Source organism: Chondrinema litorale, from assembly GCF_026250525.1.
GTDB lineage: Bacteria > Bacteroidota > Bacteroidia > Cytophagales > Flammeovirgaceae > Chondrinema > Chondrinema litorale.
This window is the reverse complement of sequence record NZ_CP111043.1, coordinates 925,619-943,331: the sequence shown is the minus strand read 5'-3', so window position 1 is coordinate 943,331 and position 17,713 is coordinate 925,619. Positions and strand designations below refer to the sequence as shown.

Below are 17,713 nucleotides of genomic sequence, written 5' to 3'. Positions count from 1 at the left end.
TAATGATAAACTTTTTTACTACCGAGCTTATTATTCAACTATATTTCTAATAGCATCCTAATTTTAATATCCATTACATTATATACACAATTACCAATTTTTGATTTTTTAGTTTAATCCAATTATACTAACATCTCTATACATAGAGGTTAAAACTGGATATATTAGGTGATTTTAAGAATGAGATATTTATTTTTTTTAACTTTTACTATTTTACTATTTAGCAGGTGTAGTGAAGATAGTGGCAAAGAAAGTATAAATAGTTCTGAAAACATTGATCAGGCAAAGCAAGAAGTTTCTGCAATTGACCAACAAACTTATGATCTGGTTACTGCTGGAGCAGAAAGTGTAATTGTGTCTTATGAACAATTATTAAACAAAATGCTAGCGACTGATATAAGTAAAGAAGAGCGAGAAATACTTGTAAAGCAAAGTATTTATAGTGGTCAGCAAGATCAGGCTGCTTATATTTTTAATAATCCTAATGTGATTATTGAAGATGATATTAGCCCAGATTTTTACATGAACTCTAGAATAAAAGATTTAAAAGTTAGTCGATACCTTAAAGACTTATATCTTTTTTTAGATAGGGATAATAATACCTTTGTTAGTTTTGAGAATATAAAAACATTACAAATTAAAGAAGGCGATGAGATGTTTGTAATTGTCTACTTTGAGAGTATTATTAATGGTAAGCATAGTCTGGAATCATTTCCTTATAAAAAGACGAAAAGAATTGCGACCATTAAAGCAGAGCAAAAGAATAAAAAATGGGATTATTCAATTATGTCAATTGGTTTTTATGATTTAACAGAAGTTAAAAATGATTCCAGACCAGTAAGAACACTCAAAAAAACTTAATTTAATCAAAAGCAAAGTCGTAAATTTTTGTAATCTTCTTTCTTTTTATTTTAGAAACGGTGATAGACATTCTTATATCATTTTTAGGTTTTCCTATACCGTCGACTTGTTGTTCTGCAATTTCGTCTACTACATTTAACCCTTTTAAAACGGTTCCAAATATGGTATAACCTCCATCTAAATGATGTGCGCCTTTGTCGCTTTGTACGATATAGAATTGACTTCCACTAGACTTTTTATCAGGATTAACTTTATCACCTAATCTTGCTGCTGCAAGCTTACCTCTATTGTGCTTATAGTTATCAACTATCTCTGCATCAATGGTATAGCCTGGGCCACCAGTACCAATTTTTCCTTCAGCATCTAATTTTGAATTAGGATCTCCTCCCTGAATCATAAAGTCAATTAAAACTCTATGAAAGGTAGTTGAATCATAAAATTGTTCATTAATTAATTTCACAAAATTATCTCTATGTAAAGGAGTTTCATCATATAAAAGCAAGTGGATAGTGCCAAATTTTGTATAAACTTTTGCTACATAGCTTTTTTTAGGAGGTTTAGCCGAAAATGCATTACTTGAAAGGATAGGGAATAATAGTAATGTTAAAATAGAGATTACGAAAACTTTTTTCATGTATATTTTTTACGAGAAATTAAATTTGAAAAATGGCTTTTAAATTACTTTAAAAACTAGCATTCTTATGATAAAAAATTATATGCCAGCATTTTTTTGGCTCATTTTAATAATCTATTTATTGTTCTTCTTTGAGCCATCTGGTAATGGTGGACATATTCCTCATTTTGATAAAGTTGTTCATGGAGTTTTATTTGGTACATTAAGCTTTTTGTTGAGTTTTGCTTTTTATAGGGATTTTCGTTTTCAAAAAAGGAAAAATATTTTCATTGTTTTATTCTCAATTATTTTGTTTTTAGCCATTATTACAGAGCTCATTCAGTATTTCTTTGTACCAAGAAGAACTGGAGATTTAATAGATACAATGGCAGATTTAACAGGTGCTTTTCTAGGTTATAATTTTTATTTGTTTATCATCAAAAAATCGTCTTTATCCGTAAAAAAATACCTGTTAAGTAATTGAAAAATCAATTAAAAAGTTCTTCATCTCTCTCAATCATTAGAATAGAATGTTGAGGTACAATAAAGTATCGTTCGTTATTATACATAACCTCAAATGCACTTTTTTGTAAAAAAATAGCTAGATCACCTTCTTGTACTTGAAGTGGTATGTATTTTATTTTTTCATCAACAGGTTTCCATGGTTCATCATAATTCTCACCCGGTAATGGCAAAGGATAACCTGGTCCTACTTTTAGTATATAACCAGATTGTATCTTTTCTTTTTCTTGAACTCCTGGAGGTAAGAAAAGTCCACTTTTGGTTTGGTCTTTATGTGATTTTGGTTTTATAAGAACTCTATCTCCTACGATTATAAGTTTATCCAAGCTGTTTTTATTGATGTTCATACAAAATCCTTTTTTAAAACTCCATTAAACTGATTTATAGAGTACTAAATCATTTAAAACAGCAAAGTTATTTAAGAATATTTAATGGAGAAATTTTTTATTCAGCTATATGCTTTGAATTTATATTTCTGATTTTGCATTCTTAAATAGATTGTTTAAACAGAAGTTTCTGTATGTAGTTATTATTAAAAAGCATTGTAGTAGAATTCAATAATAATAAATGCAAAAAAATGCCATAGGCTGTTAATACAGCATGTATATTTGAGATTTTATTTTAATATTTAATTGTATATTCAAATATAAATGGCAAGACAAAAGAAGAAAAGATTTGAGGAGATTGTTGAAAGAGACATTGTAATTGAGCCTGGAAAAGACGTATATAGAGAGATAAAAGGAAAGTGGAGAGAAAAGGTTTTTAAGAATAATAATGGCATTACACTCGAAATTGCTTGTGGCAGAGGAGAATATACAACTGGACTTGCAGCAGAATTTCCCAATAGAAATTTTATCGGTATAGATGTTAAAGGAGATAGAATTTGGTATGGTTCAAGTGTAGCGGAGGAAAATGGTCTCGATAATGTGGCTTTCCTTAGAACCAAGGTGCATGACTTGGAATTGTTTTTTGAAGAAAACGAAGTAGAAGAAATTTGGATAGTACATCCTGATCCAAGGCCTAAAACCAGAGATGCGAAGAGAAGGTTAACAAGTCAACGTTTTTTAGATATTTATAAATCTATATCCAAAGAAAATGCGTTAATTAGGTTTAAAACTGATAATTATTCACTTTTTGAATATTCTTTAGAAGTTATAAAAAGAAATGGGATAAAAGACTTAGAATATACTTTTGATTTAGATCAATCATCTTTAAAAGAAGATCACTTTGGCATTGAAACCAGATATGAAAAAATTTTTAAAGAGAAAGGCTGTCTAATTAATTACTTGAAATTTAGGTTTGACAATGCATAAAAAAATAAATGAAATTTTAATAGACCTTCATTATTTCCCGTGTATTGATTATTTTACATTGATAAATAGTTGTGATGAACTTATATTGGAGGCAGAGGAGCACTTTATAAAACAAAGTTATCGTAACAGAACTTATATACTTACTTCAAATAAAATAGATAGATTAACTGTCCCAATTGTTCATAAAGATAAAAAGCTCCCTATAGAGCAATTAGGAATAGATTATACGCAGAAATGGCAAGATCGCCATTGGCGAGCAATAAAAACTGCATATGCAAGAGCACCTTTTTTTGAATATTATGGTTATCTCTTTGAAAATTTAATTTTTGCAAGCCACGAGTATCTATGGCAATTAAATAAAGAAATACTGACACTATGTCTTAAAATATTAAATATTGATATTAAAATTAGACAAACTGACAAGTATATTCATGATTATAGTGGCGAAAAAGGAGGTTTACTCGATTTAAGGTCTAAAATACTGCCAAATAGAAATAGTGGTATCATTCATGCAAAAACGTATAATCAGCTATTTGCTTCAACGTTTATTAAAAACTTAAGTGTTTTAGATCTGTTATTTAACGAAGGACCCAATGCAGTACAAGTTTTAAATGAAAATAAAATCCTATTCGAGGATTTAGAGTCAAAATGAGTGAAATATTTATTAACATTAATGTAATCATTTATTTTGATTTAAATTAAGCTTATTTAACTTTATACATCTTACATTATTTAATAACATCCATGTCTATGGAAGCTAAATTTTCTAACAGAGTAAAAGAAGTAATATCATTAAGTCGTGAAGAAGCCTTGAGGTTAGGGCATGACTATATCGGTACTGAACATCTTTTACTGGGAATGATAAGAGAAGGAGAAGGGATAGCTGTAGCTTTACTTAAAAAGCTGGGTATTTCTTTAGACGAATTAAGAACTACTATAGAACAGGCTACTAGAGGAACAGCTAGTCATAATGTAAAGAACCTTGCTAATATTCCTCTAACAAGGCAGTCTGAAAAGGTACTTAAAATTACCTATCTCGAAGCTAAAATTTTTAAAGCTCAATTAATTGGAACAGAACATTTATTACTATCAATATTGAGGGATGAAGATAATCTAGCAACTCAAATACTACATAAGTTTGATGTAACCTATGAAGTAATTAAAGAATTGCTCGAATATCATACAGACAATCCAATATCAGCATCTTCTGATACTGACGATGGTGATGAAGAAGGTTCTTCTTCAAGAATGTTTGGTGGAGGTTCATCAGGCAGAGAATCATCAAGATCAAGTGAAAAATCTAAAACACCTGTACTTGATAATTTCGGTCGTGATCTCACTAAATATGCAGAAGAAGATAAGCTTGATCCGATTGTTGGTAGAGAAAATGAGATCGAACGTGTTGCTCAAATCCTGAGCCGTCGTAAGAAAAACAACCCAATTCTAATTGGTGAGCCAGGTGTTGGTAAAACAGCCATCGCTGAAGGATTAGCCCTAAGAATTGTCCAGAAGAAGGTATCGAGAGTACTTTTTAATAAAAGAGTAGTAACACTTGATTTAGCATCTCTTGTTGCAGGTACTAAATACAGAGGTCAGTTTGAAGAGAGAATGAAGGCGGTAATGAATGAACTAGAAAAAGCCCCTGAAGTAATTCTCTTTATTGATGAAATACACACAATTGTTGGTGCAGGTGGAGCTTCGGGTTCGCTAGATGCATCAAATATGTTCAAACCAGCTCTTGCCAGAGGAGATATACAATGTATTGGTGCAACTACACTTGATGAGTATCGCCAGTATATTGAGAAAGATGGTGCCTTAGCTCGTCGTTTCCAAATGGTAATGGTTGATGCGACCTCTCCTGAAGAAACAATTGAGATTCTTAATAACATCAAAGGAAAATACGAAGATCACCACCATGTAGATTATAGCGAAGAAGCTATTAAAGCATGTGTGAAATTATCTGATAGATATATAAGTGATCGTTTCTTGCCAGATAAGGCTATTGATGTATTAGATGAAGCTGGTGCAAGAGTACATATAAACAATATTCATGTTCCAGACGATATTGTGAAGTTGGAAGAGCAGATTGAAGACATCAAGAAAGAAAAGAATAAAGTAGTACAAAACCAACGATACGAAGAAGCAGCTAAGTTGAGAGATAAGGAGAAAAAGCTTATTGATCAATTAGAAAATGCGAAAATTCGTTGGGAACAAGAAACCAATGAAAAAACTTATCCTGTAACTGAAGAAAATGTTGCTGAAGTAATAGCAATGATGACTGGCATTCCTGTAAACAGATTGGCACAAAAAGAAAGTCAGAAGTTACTGAATATGGGAGCTGAGTTAAAATCAAGAGTTATTGGACAAGATGAAGCAATTGATAAACTAGTTCGCTCAATCCAAAGAACTAGAGTTGGATTGAAAGATCCTCAAAAACCAATTGGTTCATTTATATTCCTTGGTCCTACAGGTGTTGGTAAAACAGAACTTGCAAAAGTATTATCTTCACATCTATTCGATAAAGATGATTCTTTAGTTAGAATAGATATGAGTGAATATATGGAGAAATTCTCTGTATCTAGATTAGTTGGAGCACCTCCAGGATACGTAGGTTATGAAGAAGGTGGCCAACTAACAGAAAAAATTAGAAGGAAACCATATAGTGTAGTATTACTTGATGAAATTGAGAAAGCTCACCCTGATGTATTTAATATATTACTTCAGGTATTAGATGATGGAATTTTAACTGATGGTTTAGGTAGAAGGGTAGACTTTAGAAACACCATCATTATTATGACTTCTAATATTGGAGTGCGTGACCTAAAAGATTTTGGAACTGGTATTGGTTTTAATACTAAAACAAAATTAGGAAGCCAGGATGAAATGATGAAGAGCACTATTCAAAATGCACTTAAAAAAGCATTTTCTCCTGAATTCTTAAACAGACTTGATGATGTAATTGTATTTAATTCTCTTGAAAGAGAGCATATACATAAGATTATCGATATTACATTAATGAAACTTTTCAGTCGACTTAATGTATTAGGTTACGAAATCGAGCTTACAACCCCTGCAAAAGATTTCCTTTCAGATAAAGGTTATGATCCGCAATATGGAGCTAGACCGCTCAACAGAGCAATTCAAAAGTATCTAGAAGATCCTATTGCTGAAGAGTTGCTTAAAAATGAAATTTCTGAAGGAGATACTATTATAGCCGATTATGATGGTGAATCAGCAGTACTGAATTTAACATTAAAGAAAGCTAATAAAGCAGAGACAGAATAAAAGTTAATTAACTATTATATAACGAAGCCACCTTTACTAAAGGTGGCTTTTTTATTTTTGTATATAGATATATTATTCCTGAATTAGATGTGTGATTTATCTATAATTCGCAAAAAAATCCTATTAAATCTCAGAAAATTTTTAAAAGAATTTTTTTTAGCTGATTTCATTTTGTATGTTTGAAAATCAAGTTCAAACGACTAAGTATAATTTACGCCAGTAAACCTAATATACTAAAACTCAAATATCAATTTACAATAACACTAAAAAATAGAATCGGCGCTTGCTTTTTAATTCAAAATTGTAACATTTATAGTTTTTCTTGTATATTTGGAAGAAATCACAAGGAAGACATTAAAATATAAAACTAACTTTTAGAGATTTTAAGTGTCAAATACCAACTAACTAAATTATTGTAAATCAATTATTTAAATTACAACAGTCAGATCATGAAGCAACTTCTACTCATCTTCATGTTCTTATCTTCTGTGCTATTTACCGCAGTAGCACAAGATAGAACTATTACTGGTACGGTGCTTTCCGGCGAAGACGAATCTCCCCTTCCGGGTGTGAACGTCGTAGTAAAAGGCACCAACATTGGTTCCATCACAGATATAGATGGAAATTATAGCGTTAGCGTTCCTGCTACTGCTAAAACCTTAGTTTTTTCTTATATCGGTTTTATCGGACAAGAAACTGAAATTGGTACTAAGAGTATAGTTAATGTTACTTTAACACCTGATGCTACTGAGCTTTCTGAAGTTGTAGTAACAGCGATGGGTATCACTCAAGAAAAAGCATCTTTAGGTTATGGTGTTTCTTCAATTGATTCTAAGTCTCTTAAGGCAAGAACTCAGAAAGATGTTGCTAAACTTCTAAGAGGTAAAGCAACTGGTGTTGACATCGCACAAACGTCTGGCCTTGCTGGTTCTGGTACTAACATTATCATTAGAGGTTATTCTTCTATTACTGGTTCTAACCAACCATTATTCGTTGTTGATGGTATTCCTTTTAACTCAAACACAAACAACAATGGTAACTTCGCAAATGGTGGTGGTGCTGCTTCTTCTCGTTTCTTGGATCTTGATCCACAATCAATTGAAGATATCAGTATTTTAAAAGGTCTTTCTGCTACAGTACTTTATGGTGAGGCTGGTAGAAACGGTGTAATCTTAGTAACAACTAAAAACGGAGCGCAATCTTCATCTCAAAAAGGATTTGAAGTTTCTTTTACTCAACAAGTATCTGGAACTCAAGTTGCAAATATTCCTGATTACCAAGATACTTACGGAAATGGTTTCTCTGGTGATTTCGGATGGTACTACTCAACTTGGGGGCCTTCTTTTGATACTAGAGGTTCTAATGGTATTGATGAAAATGGTACTGTAAGACACCCTTATGATCAAGCTCAATATAATGATGCGTTTCCTCAATATATTGATCAAAGATATGAATATAAGCCATATGAATCAGTTGAAAAGTTTTTTGATAATGTAGGCTTGTCAACAAATACATCAGTATCAATATCAAAGAATATGGGTAATGGGTCATCATTAAGCGCCACTTATTCTTATTTAAATGATGAGGGTTTCCTTCCTAGTCTTGATGATAAGAGAGGTGGTGGAGCTTCAAACTATCAGAAAAAACACAATTTTGGTATTGGAGGTCAAACTAAACTTGATAATGGAATTACCTTAAAAGGTACGTTTAACTTTGTTAATTCAGAAATTAGAAGGCCTTTAACCAACCCTGCTTTTGGTGGTGCTGGTGATGGACTATTTGCTGCTGTTTTCTTCACTCCTCGATCTATTGATATGATGAATTTGGAGTATGAAAACCCTTTAGATGGATCAAATGTATATTATAGAACTGATGGAGGTATTGAGCATCCTCTTTGGAATTTAAACAATAAAGCTGATATAGAAACTGTTCAACGTTTCTTTTCAAATATCGAATTAGGTTATGAATTCACAGATTGGTTAAAGTTCCAATATAGATTATCATTAGACTCATATTCTCAGTTTAACGAAAGAAAAGTGAATAGAGGTAGTGGTAGAGATGATGATGATGGTTATTATAATTCTATTACTGCAAAAAGTAACTGGACTGACCATGTAGCAAACCTTCTTTACGATAAAAGATTCGAGAAAATCAGCTTAAATGGTGTTGTTGGTGTAAATTATCGTGCTAAGACATTTGAACGTTCTTACCTTTACAGTAATAACCAATTAGTTTACAACATTTTTGCTCACGATAAATTTGTTAGTCAAACTGGTGATACTGAAGTTTCAGATGTTTATACTTTAGGTGTTTATGCAACTGCTACAGTTGGTTATAGCGATTTCGTTTATTTAACTGTACAAGGTAGAAATGACTGGACATCAACTTTAGAATCTGCCAACAGATCTATTCTATATCCATCTGCAAGTTTATCATTCCTTCCGTTTGAAGCAATTCCAGGATTAAGAGACAATGGAGTAGTTGATTATGCTAAATTTAGACTAAGTTATGGTACTTCAGCTGGTTATCCAGATCCATATAAAACAAGATCTATACTAAGTGCTGCAACTAACCAATTTATTGGTCCTGATGGTACTCAATTAAATACTAACTCAGTAGATTATATATTAGGTAATTCTGACTTAAAACCAGAACTACACTCAGAAATAGAATTTGGTGTAGAAGCACAATTCTTTAATGGTAGAGTTGGAATGGACTTATCTTTATATAACAAAAATTCTAAAGACTTAATTATTGATTTACCACTTGATCCAGCTACAGGTTACACTGAAACTACAGTAAATGGAGCAGAGGTAAGTAATAAAGGTATAGAATTAGGTATGAACTTTACTCCAGTAAGAACTTCTAGTGGATTTGAGTGGACTATGAACTTAAATTACACTAAAAATATAAGTAAAGTAGAAAGTATCATCTCAGGTGTAGATCAAGTAATTATAGCTGGTTATACTAACCTAGGTAACGTTGCTATCCCTGGTGAAGCTTACGGAGCTATGTTAGGTACAGACTTTAACAGATACGAAGAAACTGGTGAGCTTTTAGTAAATGCTCAAGGATCTTATACAGAAAATTCAGAGTCAGTAATAATTGGTAATCCTAACCCAGACTTCCAAGCGAACTGGAGTAACACATTTACTTTTAAAGGGATTTCATTTGGATTCCAGTGGAATTATATTCACGGTGGTGATATCTACTCTTCGACTGTAGGTTCATTAATGGCTCGTGGTAATACTGTTGATTCAGATTTTAACAGATTCCAACCTATCGTATTAAATGGTGTACTAAGTGATGGAACTCCTAACAATATTCAGTCTTATGCAGGAGATACATTCTTCGATGCTTATTTTGGAGCTTCTAAGGGATCTGTATTTGATGCTACAGTATTGAGATTACGTGAAGTATCTTTAGCTTATGCTCTACCTAAAAACATTCTTTCAAAAACTCCTTTTGGAAGTGCATCTGTAACAATTGCTGGTGAAAACTTATTCTTCACAGCACCAAACTTCCCTGAAGGTATGAATTATGACCCAGAGGTATTGAGTTTAGGTGTTGGTAATGGTCGTGGTTTCGACTTCAGAACTGCTCCAACAGCTAAAAGATATGGAGTTACTTTAAACGTAACTTTCTAATTTGTCTTCTGGTAGTTTAAACTCATTTTAAAAAGAATCATCAATGAAAAATATATATAAAATCTTTGCACTTGCAATGTTTATATGCTTTTCTGCATGTGACGAGCTGGACGAAAATCTAACGAGTCCGGTTGAAGTGTCACCAGAAAGTGTTGATATAAATAGTTTGTATAATAAGATACAACTTGATCTAGAAGAAATGCAGAGCGACTTATGGTATGATCCTGCTGCAGTTTCTAGAATGATTGCATATACTAGTTCTTATCAATATGTAGATGCTTCCTCTGCTAATACATTGAACGATGTTTGGCAAGATATCTACGAAGGTATGTGGCCAGATATAGAATTATTGGTTGAAATTGCTCAAGAAAGAAGCTTACCAGTATATGAAGGTACTGCTAAAATTTTGAAAGCTTATACTATGTTTGTATTAGTAGATATGTTTGGCGATGTACCTTATTCTGAAGCAACTCTAGGTGTTGAGGTTATTTCTCCAAGTGCTGATAGTGGTAGTGAAGTGTATGCTTCTGCAATAGCTTTATTAGACGAAGCTATAACATTACTAAGTAGTGCTGAAGATGCAGCTGCTCCAACATATGATAACTTTTATGGTGGTGATGTAGATAGTTGGATCGCTTTAGCCAATACTTTAAAACTAAGAGCAGCAGTTACTACAAGATTAGTAGATGCATCAGCATCAACAGCTACTATTAATGAAATTCTTTCTGGTGGAGAGTTTATTGACACCGAGAGCGAAGACTTTGAGTTCTCTTATGGAAGTACAAGAGAAAATCCTAATTCAAGACATCCATTATACAATGGTGGTTACGAAACTAGTACTGGTGATTACATGTCAAATTACTATATGTGGTTGCTAAGAGGTGAAAAACTAGATGACAATGGAAATGCTGTAGTTGATCCAAGAATCAGATATTATTTCTATAGACAAATCGAAAATGCATCTGAACAAGATGTAACTGTTTATTCTTGTCACTTCTCTTCTTACCCAGATCAAGATCAAAAGCCTGATCATTACATAGATGTAGATCCAAGAATGCCATATTGTATCGCATTTGTAGACGACGGCTACTTAGGTAGAGATCACTTAAATGGCGAAGGTATTCCACCAGATGGTGAGCTAAGAACTCTTTACGGATTATATCCTGCAGGTGGTCAGTTTGATGAAAACTCATTTACATCTCAGCAACAAAGTGGTACTACTGGTGCAAAAGGTCAAGGTATTTGGCCACTTATGTTATCTTCTTATGTTGATTTCTTAAGAGCTGAAGCTGCATTAACTCTTGGAACTAATGACGATGCAAGAGCTTTATTAGAAAGCGGTATGCAAAAATCATTTGATAAAGTAATGGGTTTTTCATCTTTAGATGCAACTACTTTCTCAGGTACTGTAACTATTAGAGGAGAAGAAGTTTCTATAGAAGATGCTTATGTTCCTACTGATGATGATGTAGCTGAGTACATTGCTTATGTTTTAGAGCAATACGATGCTGCTTCTGGAGAGAGTGCTAAACTAGACATCTTAATGAAAGAATACTATATCGCACTTTGGGGTAACGGTTTAGAAGCATACAACATGTACAGAAGAACTGGAATGCCTAGCAATATGGCTCCAGGATTAGAGTCAGGTTCTGGTGATTTTATCCGTTCTTACTTCTACCCTGCTGTAAATGTTGAAAGAAATGCGAATATGGTACAAAAAAACATTACTGATGCTGTATTCTGGGATGATAGTAGTGTAACTCTTTACTAATCAAGAAACTTAAAGAAATGAAATTAAATAAACTATTTATATTTTTAACTGCTTTGGCATACTTAGTAGGCTGCGCAGATGAGGATTTAGAGCCTGTACTGACTTATGATAATTCAGGAAAAGGAGCATATATCAAACTTATCACTGAGTCTGATAAATTGATCAATGTTTATGATGAAAGTACAATTAACTCTTCAAGTTATACTTATTCAGTAGAATTTATTGATGTAGAAGATGGCGACAAAGTAACAGAGTATAGACTTGATCTTACTTATGAGCCAGTTTCTGGTAGTGAAGTTTCTACTACTTCTTTTAAAAGCTGGACATCTGATCAATTTACAGTTTCTGAAGATGGATTAAAAAGTGTACAGGATATTACAATTACTGCACCTGAAATTTTATCAGCTTTAGGAATTTCTGCTGCTGATTTAGCACCTGGTGATAACTTTGAGTTTAAAGGATATGTAACTTTAGACGATGGTTCAGTATTTGGGTACGACAACTCTTCTGCTGCTGTAAGAGGTGATGCTTTTATTGCTCATTTCGATTTTGACTTACCTGCTGCTTGTCCTTCTGATCTTGGTGGTACATTCGAATACACTAGCTCTACAAACTGGTGTGGAGGTTCTTCATCAGGAACAGTTGATATTGTATCTCAAGGTGGTGGAGTTTATAACTTCTCTGACTGGAGCTTTGGTGCTTACGCTTCTTGTTATGGTGGAGGTACTGCAAGTAGTACTACATTAACTTTCACTGATGTTTGTGATGATGTTAGCTTCACTGGTTTCACTGACGTATACGGTGATACTTGGACTTTCACTTCAACTATTGATGGTAACGAGTGGTCTATCGATTGGGTTAATACTTACGGTGAGTCAGGTTCAGCAGTAATTTATTACACTGGTGGTGCTGATTGGCCAGTTGCTCTTGTAGAATAGAATAAGAAATTATTATTTCTCTAATATGATAATAAAAAGGGTTTTTCATTTTTTGATTAACCCTTTTTATTTGTTTAAAATCAACTCACCCATCTGGTCTCTTTCGTTTGTAGAAGATGCCAATTAGCTAATTTATCCTTACAATCATTTATTTAGGCATCCTGTCTTAAATACATTCTAGTTTCGATTATAAATTAAACATGGTTTAGTGTATGAAGGCTTTTTACCAGTATTTTTCTACTATAAAAATATTTATATTAATAGGAGTACTTTTCATTATTTCAATTGTAAAAGTTTCATCTCAAAATACAGTTGGTGTAATAACTAATTCAGAAGCAGTTTCAGAAGGTTATAATTTATTTTTCCCCTTTAATCAGGAAAAAGTTTTTTTAATAGATAATGATGGTCAATTAATCCATTATTGGAATGATACAAATGATTATATTCCCGGCACAAGTGTATATCTCTTAGAAAATGGAAATTTAGTAAGGTCAAAATCCACAAACACAAAAACAACTGACCCAATATATGCACCCGGTGCTGGTGCATTTGTAGATGTAGTGTCATGGGAAGGAGAGATCTTGAGTAGTTTTTCGATGAGTACAGAAAATGCAAGGTTACATCACGATATAGAACCAATGCCCAATGGTAATATCCTTTTAGTTATTTGGGAAAAGTTTTCTATGGAAGATGCATTAGAAGCAGGTAGAGATCCAGATAATTTGCCCCAAGAATTTATATTGTCAGAAATGATTTATGAGTGGGATCCAGAAACAGATAAAATTGTATGGGCATGGCATGCTTGGGATCACTTAATCCAAAATAAATATTCTGATAAAGACAATTATGGAAACGTAAGCGTGCAAAATGGTAAGATTGACCTTAATTACGACGAGCACGATGGTCATCCCGATTGGTTACATATAAATTCTATAGATTATAATCCTGTATTAGATCAAATAGTAGTTTCGGTTCCTTATTTTAATGAGTTCTGGATAATTGATCATAGCACAACTACTGCCCAAGCAAAAACCGATAAAGGTGGCAACACTGGAAAAGGAGGAGAGATATTATATCGATTTGGGAATGATAAAACCTATCAAAACACGCCTAATGATCAATACTTATATTTTCAGCACGATGTACATTGGCTAGACCAGTATGCAGAAGAAGGAGATGAAGATTATGGTAAGATTCTCTTATTCAATAATCAAATGCCAGATACTACTTCTATTGGTATGCTCGTAAGTACGATTGATAGTAATACATTTAACTATCTTGATCCAACTATTAGTCCTGCTGATTTAATTCTGAAAACTTATTTGCATCCAAATAGGTCAGCAAAAGCATATTCTGATGGTTTGTCGAATGTACAACAATTAGAAAATAATAATATCTTAATGTTTTCTGGAAGATATGGTTATGGATATGAGTTAAATGAACAAGGCGAAATTGCATGGGAGTATAGAATCCCTTTTAGGTATGGACAAACTGTAGCACAGGGAGATACTTTGGCACAGAATGAGAATATTACATTTAAAATGAATAGATATCCTCTAGACTATGCTGCTTTTGATGGAAAAGATTTGACACCTAAAGGCTTATTGGAAGAATTAGATTTTGAAGATGATGAGGAAGAAGAAGATATTACTGCTTTAGCAGATTCTGAGCAGGAGCTAGAAGGGATTAGTATTTTCCCGAATCCATTTGATAATGTGTTTTATATCGAAACACAAAACCAACAAGCTGATTTTGAGATTTTTAGCATTGATGGAAAATTAGTCTATCAAGGAAGCTTGATGAAATTTAATACTGAAAAAATTCCTACAGGCCAACTTAATAGAGGTATTTACATTCTTAAATCAGGTGCAAAATCAATAAAACTTTTAAAGAATTGATATAAATTTTTAAAGAAAAACGGATTAACTATTGGCAATTACAATTATTCATCGTAATATAGCAATATAATAATTGAACGATGGGAGTAACTAGAACAGATCTTTTTACAGAGGAACAAAACACACTGGCTCAAATAGCAAAAGCGTTGGCACATCCTGCGCGTATAGCAATAATACAATATCTATTAGAAGCCAACGCCTGTGTAAATGGAGATTTAGTGCAAGAGCTAGGTTTAGCTCAAGCAACCATCTCGCAACATTTAAAAGAACTTAAAACAATCGGTATCATTCAAGGAACTATCGAAGGAGTATCAGTAAATTACTGTATCAATCCAGAAAAGTGGAGAGAGATAGATGGTATGTTTCAGGCTTTCTTTAATAAGTACAAATCTTCATGTGAAGGAGGTGGCTGTTGCTAAAAAAATTTGAGTTTATTAATCGTAATATTGCAATAATATAATGACTATGGAAAATTCAGCAGAAATCAAAAAAATGGTAAAAGAGAAGTACAGCAAAATTGCTCTACAAGACAGAGATTATAATTCTTCTACATGTTGCGGAGCTACCAGCAACTCAGAAGAAGTGTATAACATTATGCAAGATGATTACTCTGATCTACAAGGCTACAAGAAAGAAGGCGATTTAGGGCTAGGTTGTGGTTTGCCAACTCAATTTGCTAGAATCCAAAAAGGAGATACTGTTATCGATTTGGGTTCAGGTGCTGGCAACGATTGCTTTGTAGCCAGATACGAAGCAGGTGAAACTGGTAAAGTAATAGGTATAGACTTTACCGAAGCTATGATCGATAAAGCTCGTCTAAATGCAGAGAAGCTTGGCTATAACAATGTAGAATTCCGCTTTGGAGATATCGAGGAAATGCCTGTTAATAACGATGTGGCAGATGTTGTTGTGAGCAATTGCGTACTTAATCTAGTGCCAAATAAGAAAGAAGTGGTTGCTGAAATTTTTAGAGTTTTAAAACCGGGAGGTCACTTTAGCATATCAGATATTGTACTATCTGGAGATTTACCAGAAGCTTTAAGACAAGATGCTGAGATGTATGCAGGCTGTGTGTCTGGCGCCATTCAAAAAGAAACTTACCTTTCTTTTATTGAGCAAGCTGGCTTCGAAAATATTACTATTCAAAAAGAAAAAGTAATTCTAATTCCAGACGATATTCTTTCTAAATATTTAAATGAGAAGGGAGTTGCTGAGTTCAAAAATGGTGATTTTGGCATATTCAGCATTACAGTTTTTGCTTCTAAACCAGGTGGCGAAAAGTTAAAAATGATAGATAGTGAAAGTATACCAACAGAAAATAATTCTTGCTGTGAGCCAGGTTCTGGCTGTTGCTAATTTCATTTATCTAAATGAAATAACAAACTCAGCGAAGATACATTAAGTGCCAGACAATGTTTGGCACTTTTGCTTTTTAGAGAAAAGTCATGCTAAGAAACCTATGTATTAGATTTTGTAAAAATTATAGTGACTGAAATGGCTTATTAGTTTGAACTAGCAAATAAATTATTATGAATTTGTATTTTGGCTTTGTTTAGCTAATTTTCAATAACAAAATTTGTAGGGCATATTAACAATAAAATGTATCAAATTTAAATTCGAATCATGAAGAATATTCTTTCATTTTTAAGTGCACTACAAGAAAATAACAATAAAGAATGGATGGATGAAAACAGACCTGAGTATCAGGCTGCAAGAAAAATATTCATAAGCTTTGTTACAGAACTCATCCAAAAAACAGCTGCTTTCGATCCTACAATTACTGGTTTATTAGCTAAAGACTGTATTTTTAGAATTAATAGAGATATACGCTTTAGTAATGATAAAAGGCCTTATAAAACTAATATGGGTGCATTTATAGCTAGTGGAGGTAAAAAAACTAAAGGAGCTGGTTATTATGTTCATATCCAGCCAGGAAACTGTTTTATAGGTGGCGGTATTTATATGCCTGCTGCACCCGAACTAGCAAAAATCCGTCAAGAGATAGATTATAATGCGCCGAGTTTGATAGAAGTTTTATCAGAAGAAAAGTTTAAAAATACTTTTGATGAAATGGATGGCGATAGATTAAAAACAGCTCCTAAGGGTTATCCAAAAGATCATCCACATATAGAATTACTCAGGCTGAAAAGCTTTACTGTATTTACAAAAGTACCAGAATCTGAGGTAACAGAAGATGCTTTTTTAAATAATGTTGCAGCCAAATTCCAAGTAATGTATCCTTTTAATAACTTTTTGAATACGGCAGTAGCAGAAGTTGAAGAATAATTTAACAAGCTATTTATAACCAAAAGGATGTTTAAGTTGAAGAATTAATTCAATGTAACTCCTTATATTTTTTTATTTATATGAAATACACTGTAGCAGATGGTTTTCCATATTATATAGAATTAGTAGAAGACAAAGATTATAATGAGTTATTTCTCGCTGATGAAAGCTTGCAAATTTTCAAATCTTTAACCGAAGAAAAATCTACTTTTCGATATGCTCCCGGCAAGTGGAGTATTAAACAAATAATTGGTCACATAACAGATCATGAGCGAATTATGATGTATAGGATTCTTCGCTTTAGTAGAAATGATAAAACAGATTTACCCGGCTACGAGCAAGATTTTTATGTAGATAATAGCAGGTTTGATGAGCTCAGTTTAGATGATTTGTTGAATGATTTCGAAAACGTGAGAAATGCTTCAAAAAGCTTTATTAAAACATTATCAGCAGCACAGTTCGCTTTAGTAGGAAAAGCTTGGAAATACCAGCTTACGGTAGCCGAAATGTTAAAGGCCACAATTGGGCATGAGCAACATCATATTCTAGTACTTAAAGAAAAGTATTTGCTTTGATATA

General features: G+C 32.9%; 15 protein-coding genes. 13 read left to right on the top strand and 2 right to left on the bottom strand.

Going from position 1 to position 17,713, the window contains the following annotated elements:
- Nucleotides 1-180 precede the first annotated feature (180 nt).
- Nucleotides 181-861 (top strand): hypothetical protein, encoded by a 681-nt coding sequence (locus OQ292_RS03880; RefSeq protein WP_284684734.1) that lies wholly within the window; start codon nt 181-183, stop codon nt 859-861.
- Nucleotide 862: 1 nt separating this feature from the next.
- Here the strand turns inward: OQ292_RS03880 and OQ292_RS03875 are convergent, their stop codons facing one another.
- Nucleotides 863-1,495 carry a peptidylprolyl isomerase gene (locus OQ292_RS03875; protein ID WP_284684733.1) on the bottom strand — a complete coding sequence of 211 codons (633 nt, stop codon included), beginning with the start codon at nt 1,493-1,495 and terminating at the stop codon, nt 863-865.
- Nucleotides 1,496-1,562: 67 nt separating this feature from the next.
- Between OQ292_RS03875 and OQ292_RS03870 the strand changes: the two genes are divergently transcribed.
- Nucleotides 1,563-1,958 carry a VanZ family protein gene (locus tag OQ292_RS03870; RefSeq protein ID WP_284684732.1) on the top strand — a complete coding sequence of 132 codons (396 nt, stop codon included), beginning with the start codon at nt 1,563-1,565 and terminating at the stop codon, nt 1,956-1,958.
- 4 nt (nt 1,959-1,962) lie between these two features.
- On the opposite strand, the gene OQ292_RS03865 is transcribed toward OQ292_RS03870, so the two are convergent.
- Nucleotides 1,963-2,343: a co-chaperone GroES gene (locus OQ292_RS03865; RefSeq protein ID WP_284684731.1), complete on the bottom strand. Its 381-nt coding sequence runs from the start codon at nt 2,341-2,343 to the stop codon at nt 1,963-1,965.
- A 303-nt stretch (nt 2,344-2,646) separates the two neighbouring features.
- Between OQ292_RS03865 and trmB the strand changes: the two genes are divergently transcribed.
- From trmB to OQ292_RS03810, 11 genes are all read left to right on the top strand, one after another.
- Nucleotides 2,647-3,309, top strand: a complete 663-nt coding sequence (gene trmB / locus OQ292_RS03860) for a tRNA (guanosine(46)-N7)-methyltransferase TrmB (RefSeq protein ID WP_284684730.1) — start codon at nt 2,647-2,649, stop codon at nt 3,307-3,309.
- Nucleotides 3,302-3,961, top strand: coding sequence for a WbqC family protein (locus OQ292_RS03855; protein ID WP_284684729.1), 660 nt, complete (start codon nt 3,302-3,304; stop codon nt 3,959-3,961). The genes trmB and OQ292_RS03855 overlap by 8 nt, the downstream gene beginning before the upstream one ends.
- Nucleotides 3,962-4,059: 98 nt before the next feature.
- The gene (locus tag OQ292_RS03850; RefSeq protein ID WP_284684728.1) at nt 4,060-6,594 is read left to right on the top strand and encodes an ATP-dependent Clp protease ATP-binding subunit; all 2,535 of its coding nucleotides are present in this window, start codon (nt 4,060-4,062) and stop codon (nt 6,592-6,594) included.
- Between the two features lie 449 nt (nt 6,595-7,043).
- On the top strand, nt 7,044-10,241 hold the full coding sequence (locus OQ292_RS03845; protein WP_284684727.1) for a SusC/RagA family TonB-linked outer membrane protein: 3,198 nt from the start codon (nt 7,044-7,046) through the stop codon (nt 10,239-10,241).
- A gap of 43 nt (nt 10,242-10,284) precedes the next feature.
- Nucleotides 10,285-12,012, top strand: coding sequence for a SusD/RagB family nutrient-binding outer membrane lipoprotein (locus OQ292_RS03840; RefSeq protein ID WP_284684726.1), 1,728 nt, complete (start codon nt 10,285-10,287; stop codon nt 12,010-12,012).
- 17 nt (nt 12,013-12,029) lie between these two features.
- Nucleotides 12,030-12,950, top strand: coding sequence for a hypothetical protein (locus OQ292_RS03835; protein ID WP_284684725.1), 921 nt, complete (start codon nt 12,030-12,032; stop codon nt 12,948-12,950).
- A 212-nt stretch (nt 12,951-13,162) separates the two neighbouring features.
- The gene (locus OQ292_RS03830) at nt 13,163-14,848 is read left to right on the top strand and encodes an aryl-sulfate sulfotransferase (RefSeq protein ID WP_284684724.1); all 1,686 of its coding nucleotides are present in this window, start codon (nt 13,163-13,165) and stop codon (nt 14,846-14,848) included.
- Between the two features lie 80 nt (nt 14,849-14,928).
- Nucleotides 14,929-15,267 (top strand): ArsR/SmtB family transcription factor, encoded by a 339-nt coding sequence (locus tag OQ292_RS03825; RefSeq protein WP_284684723.1) that lies wholly within the window; start codon nt 14,929-14,931, stop codon nt 15,265-15,267.
- A 46-nt stretch (nt 15,268-15,313) separates the two neighbouring features.
- Entirely contained in the window at nt 15,314-16,204 is an 891-nt protein-coding gene (locus OQ292_RS03820) for an arsenite methyltransferase (RefSeq protein WP_284684722.1), read from the top strand.
- A gap of 267 nt (nt 16,205-16,471) precedes the next feature.
- On the top strand, nt 16,472-17,134 hold the full coding sequence (locus tag OQ292_RS03815) for a DUF2461 domain-containing protein (protein ID WP_284684721.1): 663 nt from the start codon (nt 16,472-16,474) through the stop codon (nt 17,132-17,134).
- A gap of 80 nt (nt 17,135-17,214) precedes the next feature.
- A complete protein-coding gene (locus tag OQ292_RS03810) occupies nt 17,215-17,709 on the top strand; it encodes a DinB family protein (protein WP_284684720.1) in 495 nt (164 codons plus the stop codon).
- Nucleotides 17,710-17,713: the final 4 nt, after the last annotated feature.

Bases quoted from the DNA above. Each gene is read 5' to 3' on its own strand.
- OQ292_RS03880 (WP_284684734.1), top strand. From the start codon at position 181: ATGAGATATTTATTTTTTTTAACTTTTACTATTTTACTATTTAGCAGG.
- OQ292_RS03875 (WP_284684733.1), bottom strand. From the start codon at position 1,495: ATGAAAAAAGTTTTCGTAATCTCTATTTTAACATTACTATTATTCCCT.
- OQ292_RS03870 (WP_284684732.1), top strand. From the start codon at position 1,563: ATGATAAAAAATTATATGCCAGCATTTTTTTGGCTCATTTTAATAATC.
- OQ292_RS03865 (WP_284684731.1), bottom strand. From the start codon at position 2,343: ATGAACATCAATAAAAACAGCTTGGATAAACTTATAATCGTAGGAGAT.
- trmB (WP_284684730.1), top strand. From the start codon at position 2,647: ATGGCAAGACAAAAGAAGAAAAGATTTGAGGAGATTGTTGAAAGAGAC.
- OQ292_RS03855 (WP_284684729.1), top strand. From the start codon at position 3,302: ATGCATAAAAAAATAAATGAAATTTTAATAGACCTTCATTATTTCCCG.
- OQ292_RS03850 (WP_284684728.1), top strand. From the start codon at position 4,060: ATGGAAGCTAAATTTTCTAACAGAGTAAAAGAAGTAATATCATTAAGT.
- OQ292_RS03845 (WP_284684727.1), top strand. From the start codon at position 7,044: ATGAAGCAACTTCTACTCATCTTCATGTTCTTATCTTCTGTGCTATTT.
- OQ292_RS03840 (WP_284684726.1), top strand. From the start codon at position 10,285: ATGAAAAATATATATAAAATCTTTGCACTTGCAATGTTTATATGCTTT.
- OQ292_RS03835 (WP_284684725.1), top strand. From the start codon at position 12,030: ATGAAATTAAATAAACTATTTATATTTTTAACTGCTTTGGCATACTTA.
- OQ292_RS03830 (WP_284684724.1), top strand. From the start codon at position 13,163: ATGAAGGCTTTTTACCAGTATTTTTCTACTATAAAAATATTTATATTA.
- OQ292_RS03825 (WP_284684723.1), top strand. From the start codon at position 14,929: ATGGGAGTAACTAGAACAGATCTTTTTACAGAGGAACAAAACACACTG.
- OQ292_RS03820 (WP_284684722.1), top strand. From the start codon at position 15,314: ATGGAAAATTCAGCAGAAATCAAAAAAATGGTAAAAGAGAAGTACAGC.
- OQ292_RS03815 (WP_284684721.1), top strand. From the start codon at position 16,472: ATGAAGAATATTCTTTCATTTTTAAGTGCACTACAAGAAAATAACAAT.
- OQ292_RS03810 (WP_284684720.1), top strand. From the start codon at position 17,215: ATGAAATACACTGTAGCAGATGGTTTTCCATATTATATAGAATTAGTA.